Annotated in this window: 11 protein-coding genes; 7 read left to right on the forward strand and 4 right to left on the reverse strand. The window is 75.5% G+C overall.

Annotated elements, in window-relative coordinates; all coding sequences use genetic code 11:
• The first annotated feature begins 85 nt into the window (after window positions 1-85).
• Window positions 86-2,512 carry a PQQ-binding-like beta-propeller repeat protein gene (locus WMF34_RS18835; protein WP_157906761.1) on the forward strand — a complete coding sequence of 809 codons (2,427 nt, stop codon included), beginning with the start codon at window positions 86-88 and terminating at the stop codon, window positions 2,510-2,512.
• A gap of 15 nt (window positions 2,513-2,527) precedes the next feature.
• On the opposite strand, the gene WMF34_RS18840 is transcribed toward WMF34_RS18835, so the two are convergent.
• Complete coding sequence (locus tag WMF34_RS18840; RefSeq protein ID WP_420877278.1) at window positions 2,528-2,896, reverse strand: septal ring lytic transglycosylase RlpA family protein; 369 nt, start codon at window positions 2,894-2,896, stop codon at window positions 2,528-2,530.
• A 191-nt stretch (window positions 2,897-3,087) separates the two neighbouring features.
• Window positions 3,088-3,639, reverse strand: a complete 552-nt coding sequence (locus WMF34_RS18845; RefSeq protein WP_012236270.1) for a hypothetical protein — start codon at window positions 3,637-3,639, stop codon at window positions 3,088-3,090.
• Between the two features lie 294 nt (window positions 3,640-3,933).
• On the opposite strand from WMF34_RS18845, the gene WMF34_RS18850 reads away from it, so the two are divergent.
• The 3 genes from WMF34_RS18850 to WMF34_RS18860 are packed head-to-tail and all read left to right on the forward strand — an operon-like array spanning window position 3,934 to window position 8,000.
• Window positions 3,934-4,575: an RNA polymerase sigma factor gene (locus WMF34_RS18850; protein WP_437994102.1), complete on the forward strand. Its 642-nt coding sequence runs from the start codon at window positions 3,934-3,936 to the stop codon at window positions 4,573-4,575.
• Window positions 4,576-4,635: 60 nt separating this feature from the next.
• Window positions 4,636-5,508 (forward strand): hypothetical protein, encoded by an 873-nt coding sequence (locus WMF34_RS18855; RefSeq protein WP_012236272.1) that lies wholly within the window; start codon window positions 4,636-4,638, stop codon window positions 5,506-5,508.
• Complete coding sequence (locus WMF34_RS18860; protein WP_437994103.1) at window positions 5,496-8,000, forward strand: hypothetical protein; 2,505 nt, start codon at window positions 5,496-5,498, stop codon at window positions 7,998-8,000. The genes WMF34_RS18855 and WMF34_RS18860 overlap by 13 nt, the downstream gene beginning before the upstream one ends.
• Here the strand turns inward: WMF34_RS18860 and WMF34_RS18865 are convergent, their stop codons facing one another.
• Window positions 8,001-8,777, reverse strand: a complete 777-nt coding sequence (locus WMF34_RS18865; protein ID WP_012236274.1) for a sigma factor-like helix-turn-helix DNA-binding protein — start codon at window positions 8,775-8,777, stop codon at window positions 8,001-8,003.
• Between the two features lie 242 nt (window positions 8,778-9,019).
• Window positions 9,020-9,517 carry a MerR family transcriptional regulator gene (locus tag WMF34_RS18870; RefSeq protein WP_437282555.1) on the reverse strand — a complete coding sequence of 166 codons (498 nt, stop codon included), beginning with the start codon at window positions 9,515-9,517 and terminating at the stop codon, window positions 9,020-9,022.
• Window positions 9,518-9,993: 476 nt separating this feature from the next.
• On the opposite strand from WMF34_RS18870, the gene WMF34_RS18875 reads away from it, so the two are divergent.
• Genes WMF34_RS18875 through WMF34_RS18885 form a run of 3 tightly spaced genes read left to right on the forward strand, consistent with a single transcriptional unit; the run spans window position 9,994 to window position 14,581 of the window.
• A complete protein-coding gene (locus WMF34_RS18875) occupies window positions 9,994-10,785 on the forward strand; it encodes an alpha/beta fold hydrolase (RefSeq protein ID WP_437994104.1) in 792 nt (263 codons plus the stop codon).
• Complete coding sequence (locus WMF34_RS18880; protein WP_437994105.1) at window positions 10,782-13,472, forward strand: ABC transporter substrate-binding protein; 2,691 nt, start codon at window positions 10,782-10,784, stop codon at window positions 13,470-13,472. Before WMF34_RS18875 ends, WMF34_RS18880 begins: the two co-directional genes overlap by 4 nt.
• On the forward strand, window positions 13,469-14,581 hold the full coding sequence (locus WMF34_RS18885; protein ID WP_012236278.1) for an ABC transporter permease: 1,113 nt from the start codon (window positions 13,469-13,471) through the stop codon (window positions 14,579-14,581). Before WMF34_RS18880 ends, WMF34_RS18885 begins: the two co-directional genes overlap by 4 nt.

Genomic DNA, 14,581 nt, shown 5'->3' on the forward strand with positions numbered 1-14,581 from the left:
CAGGTGGCACGTGCTTGTCCACTCCGCGGCGATCCGCGCACAAAACTTAGGACCGGGCCGCGCGCTGCCTAGCATCCGTCGGCGGATGCCCGGACTGTCACTTGTCGCCGACAACACCCGTTGCTCACCGGAGCCCGAGCGCACGTCGCTGCACGATGTGCTCGACTTCGTCCTGGAGGGGGCGCGCAACGCGTCTCCTCCGCTCGATGGAGCGGCGCTGCCGCTACGCGCCGAGGCCGAGGCGCTGCCGCTGCTCTGCGAGCTCGCCGAGGCCGCGGCGGAGCTCGCCTCCGGACGCCGCGCGCGCGCGGTCGTGCGCCTGTGCCTCGAGCCCGACCCCTGGGAGCTCGGGCTGGAGCGCGTGGGCCGCGACCTCCTCGTCACCGTCTTCCAGGGCGGGGACGTGCCCGAGGTCGCCCTGCACGAGCGGCGCTTCGACGGCGAGGCGCTCTGCGCGCGCCTCCTCGCGGCCATCGACCGGCTCGCCTCGCGCAGGGGCCCGGGCGCGCGCCGCGACGCCGCCTTCGCCGACAACGACGCGGATCTCGGCGGGCTCGGCGAGCAGCGGCTCCCGGCCGCGCGGCGGTGCCTCGCGGCCTCCCTGCCGTTCTCGCCCGACGAGGCGGGAGGAGAGCCCGCGATCGTGGGCGTCGAGCCGACCGGCGAGATCCCGATCGCCATCGCGGCCGAGGCGCTCCTGCGCACGTCGCAGGGCGCGGCGCTCACGCAGCCGGCCGTGCTCCGGGCCGACCTCTTCTCGCTCCTCTTCCGGGGCAAGATCCGCGTGCTCGTGGGCGAGGAGGCGCGGGAGCTGCCCGACGTCTTCGTCTTCCCGTTCGCCGAGCAGCTCGCGTCGCTGTCGCTCGAGTCGCTCGACGCGTGGGCGCGGCGCCAGCCCTACCACCGGCGGCTGACCGTCGGCGGCGCGATCCTCGGCGTCCGGCTGCACAGCGAGGGGGCGCTGTCGCTCACGCTCGGCGTGCCCCGCGTGGGCCGCGTCCCCTCCGCGGATCCCCGCGCGCCCGGCGCCGGCCGCGTACCCTCGTTCGCGGCCGCCGAGGAGCGGGCGCAGACCTGGACCTTCCCGGCCGTCGACGTGGCGGCGCTCGCCCAGGGGGTGGTCGCGTTCGGGCGGGCGCTCGCGCGCAGCCTGGTGCGCCGCGATCGCGGGCAGACGTCGAACCTGCGCCTGTTCGAGTTCCGGGCGCGCGTCCGCGAGCTCGCCGAGCGGCTCCGCGAGCTCACGCGCAACGACGCGAAGATCAACGTGGCCCCGGAGACGTACCGCGCCTTCGCGGCGGCGGCGCGCCCGCAGGCCGCCGCCGAGGACACGTTCGGGCGGACGCGCCTGCGCTTCACGGCCCGGTGGATCGCGGCGATCCCGTCGCTCGACCTACGCGCCACCTTCCTCTGCGGCGACGTGCTCGTGGTGGGCTCGACGCGCGAGCTGACGTGCATCGATCGGCGCACCGGCGAGTGCCTGTGGCGCAAGCCTGCGCCGCGCGCGGTCTCGGTGATGACGCCGGTCGGCCTCGGGCGGCTCCTGCCCGACGGCACGCTGCAGCTGCACGATCTGTCGAGCGGCGAGGTCGCCTGGTCGACGCGGCTCTCGCCGCGCGTCGGCGCGAACGCCTCGGGCGCGGTGGTGAGCGCCCCCGGGCTGCCGCGGATGCTCATCGTGAGCGAGGGGACGCGCCACCTCGCGGCCGTGGACCTCTACTCCGGCGAGGTGCGCTGGCGCTACGCCGCGCGGCGCGGCGAGAACTTCCGGCTCCGCCGCGCGGGCAAGCTCGTCCTCGTGGGCAGCGGCGAGCCCGCCCTCGCGGCGCTCGACGTGCTGAGCGGCGAGGTCGTGTGGCGCTTCTGCGACCGGCTCCCGTTCGCGTCGCCGGTGGCGGTCGATCACGACGCGCTCTTCGCGCTGGCGGGCGACGGCGCCTTCGTCGGCCGCGGCGGGGCGCGGCTGCACCACCTCGACCCGTGGTCCGGCGAGGCGCGGTGGACGGTCGATCTGCCGAAGCACGTGGCGCCGGTCGGCGCGCCGCTGCTCGGGCCCGAGACGGTGTGCGTGGTGACCCACGGGCGGCGCGGCACGGGGCTCGTGGGGCTCGATCGCCGCACCGGGGCGACGCGCTTCGACCTGACCGCGTGCGCGGCGACGGCCTCGTGCCTCATGGTGGACGATGTGGTCGTCGTGAACAGCGAGGCAGGCGAGATCGTCGGGGTCGGCGCGCACGACGGCGCGGTCCGGTACCGGCACGTCATCGCGGGCGGCGTCGAGGGCGACAGGCCGCGGCGCCTCGAGCCGGTGCTCCGCTCGGGCGCGCTGTTCGTGCCGCAGAGCGAGGTGCACGTCGTCCGGCCGCGCGACGGCGCGCTGCTCGGCAAGGTGCCGACGGACCTCATCCCGGATCTCCTGCGGGTGGACGAGCGGTGCGACGTCTACGTGGCCGAGGAGAGCGGCCACCTCGCGGCCTTCGCCGCGGCCCCGCGGCTCAGCCTCGTCCAGTAGCCGCGGCGGCGCGCGTCAGCGCGGCCGCCGCGCCGGCTTCCAGATGAGCTCGAGCGTCACCTGGGTGACGCCGTCCTGGATGAGCCCGATCCGCTCGGCGGCCTTGCGCGAGAGATCGATGATCCTTCCGCGCTTGAACGGGCCGCGGTCGTTGATCCGCACGCGCACGCGGCGGCCGTCCCGGCGGACCACGTCGACCACGGCGCCGAAGGGCAGCGTCCGGTGGGCGGCCGTGAGCGCGCGCGGGTTGTAGCGCTCGCCGCTCGCGGTGCGGCGGCCGTTGAACTTGTCGGCGTAGTAGGTGGCGCGCCCGTGCTGGATCGGCGTCCCCTTCGCCGCGCTCCGCGCGCTCGCGGGCGCGAGCGGCGTGGAGACGCCGTCGATGTCGTCCGGATCGTCGTCCTCGGCCTGGTGCCGCGGGGGCGCCGGCGGGCTGCTCGGCGCGACGCCGCGCGCGATCGGCGCGTCGGCTCCCGTGCGGGGCGCTGCAGGCTGGTGAGCGGAGCAGGCGGGGGTGAAAGAGAGGAAGAGGAAGGCGAGCGTCCTCGCCACGCCGCGGCGTCCACCTGGCGTCATCACGTCGCCTCGGGCGCGGCGCGATCGGCCGACGAGGGGTCGAGGTCGGCCGCGGGCGAGGTCACCGCGGCGACAAGGGCCAGGGCCGAGGGCTCGCCGCTCCCTGCGCCGTCCGCGGACGGCGGCGCCTGGGGCCTGGCCTTGGCCCGCACGAACCCGGCCAGCTCGCGGAACGGCACGCCGGTCGGGCAGATCCTCTCCTTCTGGGCGAGCACCTCCTCCGGCACGTGCGCGAGCGCGAGCGCCGCGGCGTCGAAGTCCGGCATGCTCCGCGACGACGCGAGCACCACGGTCATGAGGCCGCGGTAAGCCCCCCTGGAGGCCGCGATGCGCTCGGCCTCGCCGAGATCGCAGCGCCCGCACGCGATGCAGCGGGAGAAGCGGGGCAGGGCCGCGCGCTCGGCGGGCGAGAGCGGCGGCAGGCCATCGGCGTCGTAGTTCTCGCGGAAGAGCGCGAGCCCGCTCGGGCCGTCGTCGAAGAGACGGCGCACCGCGACCTTGAGGAGCGACCACGCGAGGACCGCGAGGGCCAGGGCACGACCAGAGAGCACGATCCGTCCATAACCCGAAACAGGCCCGCGCGCCGAGCCGATGCGCGCGGGGTCTCCAGATCGGCGCCGGGCGCGTGAACCCGCGTTAACAGCGCCTCGGGCACGCGCAGGTCCGCGACGAACCGCCGCCGCCGCGATGACCCCTGCGACGCGCGCTCGTCGCCCGAGCTCCGCGGCTCCGGAGATCGCGCGCGGCGCCGGCGCTCCGCGGAAGATCGCGCGACGACGGCCGCCGCCGGGCGAGGACGCCGCGCGTCGGTCCTCGCTGGCACGTCGGGTGCACAGGAGCCAGGCATGCCCAACGACTTGCTTCTCTGCGACAACCGACGCTCCGAAGACCTCGGCGACCTCGCCGAAGGTGCGCTGGTGGAGGCGATGATCGCGGGGGACGAGCGCGCCTGGCGCGCCTTCCACGCTCGCTACGATCGGCTCGTCCACCGCTGCATCAGCGGCGTGATCGCCCGCTTCTCCGCGGTGGTCGCGCAGGACGACATCCGCGACATCCACGCCACGCTGCTCGTGCAGCTGCTCTCGAACGACATGCGCAAGCTGAGGACCTTCGACGCAGGCCGCGGCGCGCGGCTGGGCTCCTGGATCGGCACGCTCGCCGTCCACTGCGCGTACGACCATCTGCGCTCGAGGAGGCGCGCGCCGCGCTGTGCCCCGCTCGACGACGCGGCGGTCGAGCTCCCCTGCGAGCGCCCCTCGCCGCAGGAGCAGGCCGAGCGCCGCGAGCGCGCCGCGCTCGTGGGGCGGGTGCTCCACGCGTTCTCCAACAAGGACCGCGAGTTCGTCGCGCTCTACTTCGCCGAGGGCCTGCCCCCGGAGCAGATCGCGGCGCGGATGGGGATCAGCGTGAAGACGGTGTACTCGAAGCGCCACAAGATCCAGAGCCGCCTGGAGGCGATGCTGTCCAGCGTCAGCCTCGCGGCGTGACGTTTCCCTCCCCCGAAGGGGGCTCGGCGGCCGTCGGCCCTGTGGTATGAGCCGGGGAGGATGGCCCGCCCGCCCCGCACCTCCTCCGCGCTCCCGCTCATCGCGGCCGCCGCCCCGCTGCTCGGCGCGTGCGGCGGCGGCGACGGAGATGCCCCCGCGATCCCCCTCGCCGACGAGCGCGGCGGCGGCGCGCGCGTCGCCGAGATCGTCGGCGACGCCGCGTGGCTCGACCCGGAGGACGAAGAGAGCCGGCGCTGCGCCGTGCCGCGCGCTCGCCGCGCCCACGTCACCGGCGCCGCCCTCGTCGCCGTCGACAGCTTCGACGAGACCGGCGAGGGCGCGCGCGGCAACCACTACGTGCAAGACAGCGCCGACGAGCCGGTCCCCTACTCGGGGATGACGATCTTCCAGCCCGCGTTCGACCCCCCGGATCTGCGGCTCGTCCCGGGCGACGTCGTCGACGTGCTCGGCGAGCTCACCGAGTTCCTCGGCCCCTCCGCCGGCCGCTTCGGCGGATGCCGCACCTTGCCCGAGCTCGGCGGGACCATGAGCTTCCGCTTCGAGGACCGCCCCGCCGTCCCGATCCGCGTGCCGCTCGACGACCTGGGGGGCTACGCGTCGGCGCGCCCGTACATCGGCATGCTCGTGCGGGTCGAGGGCGTCAGGATCACCGGCGACCCCTCGAGCCGCGACGGCCGTTACGCGGCGTCGATCGACGTCGGGGCCGGCGTGCGCCCCGCCGACGTCCCGCGCATCTCGAACGAGCTCTACGATCTCGAGCGCGAGGGGCCGCCGCTCGCGGACGGCGCCTCCTTCCGGTCCGTCACCGGCGTGCTCACCTACTTCTACGGCTTCAAGATCGCCCCGCGTTGCCCGGCCGATTTCCAGCTGGAAGGCGCGCCGCTGCCCTCCGACGACGCATGCGCTCCCTGAGGCTCACGCTCCTCTCGCCGCTCGTCCTGCTCGCGGCCTGCCAAGGCGCGGCGCCCGGCGGCCCGTCGGCGCCGGGGCACGCCCTCGCCTCGACGCCCGAGGGCAGCGTCGGGCGCATCGAGGTGCGCCACCTCGACGCCCGTCCGCGGCTCGCGCTCGTCTCGCGCGACGGCGATCCCGCGCCCGCGCTCGTCGTCTCGGTCGCGACCGATCTCGGCTCGGTCGCGACGACGGCGCTCGCCAGCGTGGTCGAGGCGCGCCTGCTCGCCGCCGGCTTCGACGTGGACGCGCGCATCGACCGCGGCGCCTTCCGCGTGCGCCTGCTCGTCAGGGACGCGGCGCGCGTCGCGCCGTTCCTGCGCGCGCTGTCGGCGGCGTTCGCGCAGCCGATCGCGGCGGGCAGCCCGGAGGTCGCCCGGGCCGCGGAGCGGACGCAGGCGCTGCGTTCGAGCCCGCTCGACGCGCCGGAGCTCTCGCCGATCGCGGCCTGCACCGGCCAGCTGGGCCTCGCGGGCGCCGAGCCCGTGGTCGATCTGGCGACGCCCGCGGGCGCGCGGGAGCTCGAGGGGTGGCGCGCCGCGGCGCTGCACGCCGGGCGCACCTCGATCGCCGCCGTCGGCCCCGCCGCGTTCTGCGAGGAGGCGGCGCGCGCGGCGGAGGGCATCGACGCCTGGCCGGCGGGCGGCCCGCCCGCGGACCCCTGGCCGGCGGCGGACACGGTCGGCGTGTACACGACGAACCAGCTCGGACGGCGCGCCGCCCGCGTGACCGTGGCCGCGCGCGTCGCGAGCCCCCAGGCGGCCGTCGCCGCGGCGGAGCGGCTCGGCGCGCCTGGGTCCCCGCTCCGCGCGCGCCTCTCGGCGCTCCCCTCCCCGTTTCGCGCCGTCGAGGTGCTCGGGGTCGCCCGCCCGCGCGGCGGCTGCGTGAGCGTGACCATCGAGGCCGCCGATCTGCCCACGGCCCCGCCCGTCGAGGCCTCGGCTGCGCTCGCGGCCGCGGTGGCGCGGCAGGAGATCCGCCGCGGCCTCTCGGCGCCGCCGAACCCCGACGTCGCCACGCGTCAGGTCCTCACCGCGCAGGACCCTCGCGACGCCGGCGCGCGCGCCTCGTGGTGGGCGCTCTCGGGGAGCGCCCCGGGCGCGCCGCCGGAGCGGTGGGCGACGGCGCTCGGCCTCCCTCCGAGCGCCGACCCGCCGAAGCCCGCAACGCCGGGCGAGGCCGGCGCTCGGCGCTTCGAGGCCGAGCTCTCGCGCGCGCTCGCGCCGGGAGCCCAGCCCTCCCTGGAGCGGCGGGCGCTGGTCGAGCGCGGGCAAGGCGAGGTCTGGGTCCTGCTCGGGAGCCCGTGCGGCGTCGCCGAGGAAGGGCTGTACGACGCCGGCGCGACGGCGCTCGCCGCGCTCGCCGCCGTGCAGACCCGGCGGCGCGAGCTCGACGTCACGATCGAGCCGTGGGTCACGGCGGATGCCGTCGGCGTGATCGCGCACGCGCCGTTCCGCGACGAGCGCGAGACCCCGGCCGAGCTCGGGCGCCGCGTGGCGAACGCCGCCGCGCGCACGGTCGCGGCGACCACGCTGGGCCCCGAGGCGCTGACGCTGGCGCGCGCCGCGGCGCTCCAGCACCTGGAGCACCTCTCCGGAGGGCGGGCCGCGGCGCTCGAGGCCTTCGCCTCCGCGATCGCGCCCGACCACCCGTCCTGGATCGAGCCGTTCGGCGTCTGGGACCGGGTGGCGAGCGGCGCGCTCGAGACGGTGCAGCTCCGCTGGCAGGCGCTCGCGACCGGCCCGCTCCGGCTCGCCGTCCTCGCGAACGCCGACGCTTCCCAGGCGGCCGCCGCGGCGGAGGCCGCCGAGCGCTGGCTCGCGCCGCGGCTCACCCCGCGCGGGTGCGGCTCACCGGACGGCGCGGTGGTGCCACGGCTCGGTCACCACGACGCCCGCCTGCCGGCCGGGGCGGCCCTGTCGCAGGCCGTCGTCGGCGCGCGGCTCCCTGCGGCGATCGAGGCCTCTCCCACGGCGCGCGAGCTCGCCGAGCTCACGGCCTTCGCCCTCAACGGCGAAGGCGGGCTGCTCGCGGCCGCGCTCTCTCCCGCGGCGAGCACGGCGTCCCCGGCTCCAGCCAGCGCGGCGCCGACGAAGCGGCCGCTCGCGGCCCGCGCGAGCGCGCGCGTCCTCGGCGGGACACGCGCGGCGGCGCTCGCCGTCGAGATCAGGGCAGAGGCCGGCGAGCTGACCGAGGCATCGGCCCGCGTGAAGGAGCTCCTCGCCGGCCTGGCGCAGCGGGTGACCGACGCCGATCTCGGCCGCGCCGAGGCCCACCTCGCCCGGCGGGAGCGCGACGCGCTCGCGGAGCCCAGGCGCCGGCTCATCCACCTGTTCAACGGCCGCCCCTCCCGCGCGGCCGCCGCGAAGATCACGCTGGCCGCGTGGCGCGCCTTCCTGGCGGGCGCGCTCGGCGCGGACGCGGTGGTGACCGTCGAGGCCCGGCCCGACTGATCACTCCCCGCCGTCGAAGTCGCCGGCGTCCTCGAGCTCGGCCGCCCGCCCAGCGCGGGTCGCCTCGGGGCCCTCGTCGTCGGTGTCGGCGTCGCCGTCCGCGCCCGTGGCCTCGTCCTCGTCGACCTCGTCCTCGTCCTCATCGTCGTCCGGCTGGGTCAGCACGGGGAGCCGGCGCTTGCCGACCGGACCCTCGTCGACGTAATCGCGCAGCGCCATCATGTCCTTCAGCGCCTCTAGCTTCGCGAGCGCCTTGACCTCGACCTGGCGGATCCGCTCGCGGGTCAGGTTCATGATCGCGCCGACGTCCTCGAGCGTCGTGCCGCCGCGATCCGCGACGTCGAGCGCGCACGTCTCGTTCATGTCCCAGACCTCGAGATCGGGGAAGTTCAGCTTGATAGCGCCCGTCCTGGCGGAGACGTCGAGATAGAGGTGGTGCTGGCACGAGACGTACGGGCACGGCCTCGGGCCGTCGACGCACTCGGCGCGGGCCCGCGGCTTGTAGTAGTCGGTCTCGGGGTAGAGCATCCGGCCGATCTCGAGCTCGCGCTTGGTCATGCGCTTGACGCTGATCGTCCGCGCCCGGATCTCGCGCTTCCGCCGCGATCTGCGCTGCTCGCGCGTGATGGCGTTCCCCGACTCCGCGGGGTCGGCCTGGAGCGCGAGCGCGCCCTCCACGACGGGCTCCGTCGAGCCCGCTGGGCCGCGATCGCCCTCCGCCGCATCCGCACCGTCCAGGCCGAAGATCTCGAGCTCGCTGTCAGACACCGTCGCCATGCGCTGCCTCCGTTTGGTAGCGTCTCCGCTCTCAAGCGCGCGCGTCTCTCCCCGTACGTCCGAGTCCCAGCTCGAGCGCAGAGGGATCCGCTCCTTAAGCCCGACGTAAAGCCGGATGCCGTCCCTAAAAAATTGCGACGAAACGAGCCGATGCCCGTCCCGTCGATCGCATCAAACCCAGGCGGGGCCGCGCCCGCGGCCCCATGTACTTCACGACGACGAAAGCCCCGCGACTCGGCCCCTCAAGAGGAAGCCGCCTGTTTCGTGAGCCGCGCTTGCGCCATCAAGCGCTCTTCTATCAACGCCAGCTTGGCGACGAGCTCCCGCGCGAGCGACTCCGCGCTCGCGAGGTCCTGGGCTATCGCCCTGCCGCTCGTCTCGCTCCGCCTCTCCTTGGCCGCATCCCTGAGCGCATTGAAGACCTTGGCCATCGTGCGCTCGAGCTCCTCGATATCACCTCTCACGAACAGGAATTCACGCTGGATCTCTTCGATGGTGTAGTCCTGGGCCATCATCTCTTTGATGCGCTGAACCTGGCGGACTACCGTGGCCGGATACATCCCCTGCGAGCCCTGGTGCTTGCCCTTGCGCCCTACCCGCACGCTGCGCGGGAGCAAGCCGAGCTGCACATACTTCCGGAGCGTCGCCTCGCTGAACTTGATGCCATGAGCCGCGAACAGCTCGAGGATATCGCTCGATGTGATCCCCTGGGCGTGCTCCCGCTCGATGCGATCAAGCACCTCCTCAGGGATCCTCTGCACCGGTCCTCCCATCGATTGCCGGAGGCCCTACCCAACCGACGCGGGCGACTCTATTCCACTGAATGGAATACAGTCAATTGACGCGACTACGATTATTGTGTGGCTGTCGCGAGACGCGGTGCTTTGCCGGGGTTCTTGACATCCCTCGGACATTTTTCGTCCGTCGGAGCGACGCGTCGGCCCGCCCGGCACGGCGCGGGTCGGGGGCCGGGGTGGGAAAAAGGCGACGCTCGGTGCAATGGGTGCGAGCAGGGGGGCGCCCGACACCCGGCGGGGCTCGTGGAGCGGCATGCCCCGTACCCTGACACACATCGGTCCTTTCAGACAAAAGGGCTGATAGTCTCGCCGCCACCATGGCCAAAGCCCTCGCCAGCGAGGGTCGGGGCTCGGCCTCTCCCGCCGCCCCCCGACCCGTCGAACGCGTCATCAGGGATGTCACCGCCCGGGGTGTCAGGATGCGGGTCCTGGTCGCCGGCGCGGGCAACGGCCCGGCGCTGCTGCTGATCCACAGCTTCCTCGTCAGCCACCTGGAGTTCGATGACGTGATCGACACGCTGGCCCAGCGGTTCCACGTCATCGCCCCGGACCTGCCGGGCTTCGGCGAGAGCGAGAAGCCGAGCCCGGCGCGGTACGCCTACGGCATCGAGACGTTCTCCGAGGCCGTGGCCGACCTCATCGCCGCCTTCGGCGTCGGCCGCGCGCACCTCGTCGGCCACGCGATGGGCGCCGCCGTCGCGATCACGCTGGCCGCCAACCACCCGGAGCTCGTGCAGCGGCTCGTCCTGGAGGACGCGCTCTGTTACCCGTTCCCGATGAGCTTCAAGATGAAGCTCCCGCTCCTGCCGGTCGTGGGCGGCATCGTCTTCAAGCAGCTCCACGGCCGCGGCACGTTCCGGTCGTACTTCCGCGACGACGTGTTCCGGGCGGACGCGGCCGTGCCGCTGTCGCGCATCGACCGACACTACGATCTCTTCAACGCCCCCTCGGCGCGCGAGAGCGCGCACGCGGTGCTGCGCGCGGTGCTCGACGCGCGCCCCGTCGTCGCGCGCCTCACCCGGATCACGGCGCCGACCCTCGTCGTGTGGGGGCGCGACGACCGCATCTTCCCGGCGGCGAGCGCGCAGCGGCTCGCCCGCGAGATCTCCGGCGCGATGCTCGAGATCATGGACGCCGGGCACTCGCCCCACGAGGAGCGGCCGGGGGAGTTCGTCGCGCTCGTGACGCAGTTCCTCGAAGGGAAGCGGTGACGGCGGCGGCGCGCTGGGCTCGGCTCTCGCGCGGCGCGGCGCGAGCGGCCGGGCGCGCGGGGCGCGCCGTCCTCGGCGAGGACGCGGCGCGGCGGTTCCTCGGGGACCGCTCGGCGCTGCTCGGCCTCGGGATCGTCGCGCTGCTCTCGCTGTTCGCCGCGGTGGGGCCGGCCGTCATCGCCCACGACCCGAACGCGAGCGACTTCACCCTGGCCCGCGACGCCTCCGGCGCGCCGCCCGGGCCGTCGGCCGCCCACTGGCTCGGGACGGACCCGCTCTTCCGCGACCTGCTCGCGCGCCTCGCGCACGGCGCGCGGCTCTCGCTCGCCGTCGCGCTCTCGTCCACGGCCCTCGCCACGGGGCTCGGCGCGCTCGTCGGCGTCACGGCCGGCATGGCCGCCGGCACGCGGGCGGACGCGCTCGACGGCGCGCTCATGCGGCTCGTCGACGTGATCCTCGCCCTGCCGTACCTCCTGTTCGTGACCGCGATCGGCGTCGCCGTGGGGCGCGCGGACGTGGGGACGATCCTGCTCGTGCTCGGCCTCACGGGGTGGACCGGGGCGGCGCGGGTCGTCCGGGCCAAGACCGCAGAGCTCGCGCAGCGCGATTTCGTGGCCTCGGCGCGCGCGCTCGGCGCGGGGCCGCTGCACATCGTCCGGCGGCACGTCCTGCCGAACGTGGGCGGGACGCTGCTCGCGCTCGCGACCATCAGCGCCGGGCAGATGATCCTCGCGGAGGCCGCCCTCGGCTACCTCGGCGTCGGCGCGCAGCCGCCGACCGCGACCTGGGGCCGCATGCTGCACGAGGCCGAGCCGTACCTCGGGGTAAGGCCGCTCCTTGTGGCCGCGCCGGGCTTCGCCATCGTGCTCGCCGTGCTCGGCTTCCACCGCGCGAGCGAGGGGCTCCGCGACGCGCTCGATCCGGCCGGCGCGGCGCTCCCGCGCGGCCGTCGCCTGCCGGTCGATCTGCTCGTCGCGGCCGCGGCGCTGCTCCTGCTCTCGGGCGGCTCGGCGGGCGGCGTCCGCGCGCCACTCGGCGGCGAGCCGGCGCCCGGCGCGCCCGTGCGCGGCGGGACGCTGCGCCTCGCGACAACGGTCAACGCGCGCGCGCTCGATCCGGCGATCGCCTACGACGAGCTCTCGAGCACCGTCGCGGAGCTCGTCTTCGCCCGCCTCGTCACGTGGGACCAGGCCGGCCGCATCACGCCCGATCTCGCGCGCGCGATCGAGGTGGAGCGCGGCGGGCGGACGTACGTCTTCACGCTGCGCGAGGGCGTGCGGTTCCACGACGGCGCGGAGCTCCGCGCCGCCGACGTGAAGCGCTCGATCGAGCGGACGCTCCACCCGAGGACGCCGAGCCCGGGCGCGAGCCAGTACGACATGATCGAGGGCTTCGCCGAGTACCACGCGGGCGCGGCGCCGCACCTCGCCGGCGTGCGGGTGCTCGGCGATCACGCCGTCGCGATCGATCTGCGCGCGCCGGACGCGACGTTCCTGCCCCTCATGACGCTCGCGTTCATGGCGCCGGTGTGCCCCTCGTCCGGGGCCGCGGTCGACGCGGCGAGCCCGCCGCCGCCGTGCGGCGCCGGCCCGTTCCGCGTCGCGCGGTGGGACCAGGACGGCGGCATCGGGCTCGCCCGCCACGAGGGGTACTTCCGCCCGGGCCTGCCGTACCTCGACGCCATCGCGTGGCAGACCGGCGTGCGCGCGACGACCCAGCGCTACAAGTTCGAGGAGGGCGAGCTCGACGTCCTGCGCGATCTCACCGCGATCGACGCGGCGGCCTACCGCGCCGCGCCCGGGTGGGAGGGGCGCAGGCGCTGGGTGACGCGGGACAGGACCAACGCCGTCTTCCTCAACACCGAGCTCGCGCCGTTCGACCAGCTCGCCGTCCGGCGCGCCGTCGCGTTCGCCCTCGACCCGACCGTGCTCGAGAAGGTGCGCCCCGATCTGCTCGCGCTCGACCGGGTGCTGCCGCCGTCGATCCCGGGCCCCCCGCGCGACGCGCCGATGCGGCAGCACGACCTCCCGCGCGCGCTCGCGCAGATGGCCGCGGCCGGCTACCCGTACGACCCGGCGACCGGCAGGGGCGGCTACCCGGGCGTCATCGACTACATCGCGGTCCCGGACACGCTGGAGCAGGCGATCGGCGAGATCGTCCAGCAGCAGCTCGCCAGGATCGGCCTCCGCGTCCGCCTGCGGCTCGTCAGCTGGGCGACGTACCTCGCCGAGGCCTCGCGGCGCCGCGCCGTCCCCATGGGCTGGGTCGGGTGGCAGGCCGATTTCCCCGACCCGGCGAGCGTCTTCGAGCCGACGCTCTCCACGCGCGCCATCCGCGACGAGGGCTCGCAGAACTACGCCTTCTTCAGCGACGAGGAGCTCGATCGCACGCTCGACGCCGCCCACGCCGAGCAGGATCGCGCGCGGCGCCTCGCGCTGTACGACCGCGCCGAGCGCATCGTCCGCGATCGCGCGCCGTGGGTGCCCACGTACACGGCGCGGCAGCTCGAGCTCTGGCACCCCTACGTGCGCGGCCACGAGGGCGCCGCCGCGCTCACGTCGCGCTTGCACGAGGTCTGGCTCGACCCGTCCGCGCGGCCCGGGGCCGGCGGCGGGCCGCGCGCGGCCGCGCCACGAACCGCGACGCCGCTCCGCGCGCTGCTCGCGCGCGCGGCCCTCCCCCGATGAGCACCCCGCGCGCGCGCCGTGCCTCCACGCCCCGATCGGGCCGCGCCTCCGCGGTGGGCTCCGCGCTCGCGCGCCTGCTCCGGCGCCTCGGCTGGGCCGCGATCGTCATCGCGGGGGTCACCGCCGTCTCGTTCGGGATAGCGTACCTCCTCCCGGGAGACGCCGCGCGGATGCTCGTCGGACCGCAGGCCTCGGCGGCGGACCTCGAGCGCGCGCGGGCCATCCACGGGCTGGATCGCCCGGTCCCCGTGCAGTTCGCGCGGTTCGTCCGGCGGCTCGTCCACCGCGGCCCCGCGGGGGGCGGCGACGACAGCGCCCCTGCCGCCCGCGCGGGCGCGCGCGCCGATCCGGAGCACCGCAGCTGCGCGGCGGGGCCGCTCGGCCTGCACGTCGACCTCGGCTACAGCTTCCATTACCGCAAGCCGGTCGTGGATCTGCTCGAGGCGAAGGTGCCGCGCTCCGTCGAGCTCGCGCTGGCCGCCCTGCTCGTGCAGCTCCTGCTCGGCCTCTCGCTCGGGATCGTCGCGGCGGTCCGCCGCGGGACGGCCTGGGAGGACGCGGCGCTGGGCGCCACCCTGCTCGGCGCGAGCGCGCCGACCTTCGTGATCGGCCCGGCGCTCCAGTACGTGCTCGCCTACAAGCTCCGGCTCTTGCCGTACGACGGGTACGGCGCCACAGCGGCGGATCACCTGCGCTCCCTCGTCCTGCCGGCGCTGACGCTCGGCGTGTTCGGCAGCGCCCTCTACGCGCGCATCGTCCGCGAGGAGCTCCGGACGCTGCTCCGCCAGGACTTCATCCGCACCGCGCGCGCCAAGGGCGCCTCTCGCCTGCGCGCGCTCGTCGTCCATGCGCTGCGCAACGCGCTCTTGCCGCTCGCCACGCTCGCCGCGCTCGACCTCGGGGCGCTGGCGGGCGGCGCGATCGTCACGGAGAAGCTCTTCCGCTGGCCCGGCGTCGGGAGCATGGCGGTCGAGGCGCTCCAGAACCGGGACGGCCCGCTCATCGTCGGGACGGTGCTCTTCTCCGCGGCCGCCATCGTGCTCGCCACCGTGGCGCTCGATGTGGCGGCCCTGGCCCTCGATCCCCGGCTCAGGTCGCGGTCGCGCTGA

This window comes from Sorangium sp. So ce145, from assembly GCF_051525985.1.
In the GTDB taxonomy this organism is placed as follows: Bacteria; Myxococcota_A; Polyangia; order Polyangiales; family Polyangiaceae; genus Sorangium; species Sorangium cellulosum_B.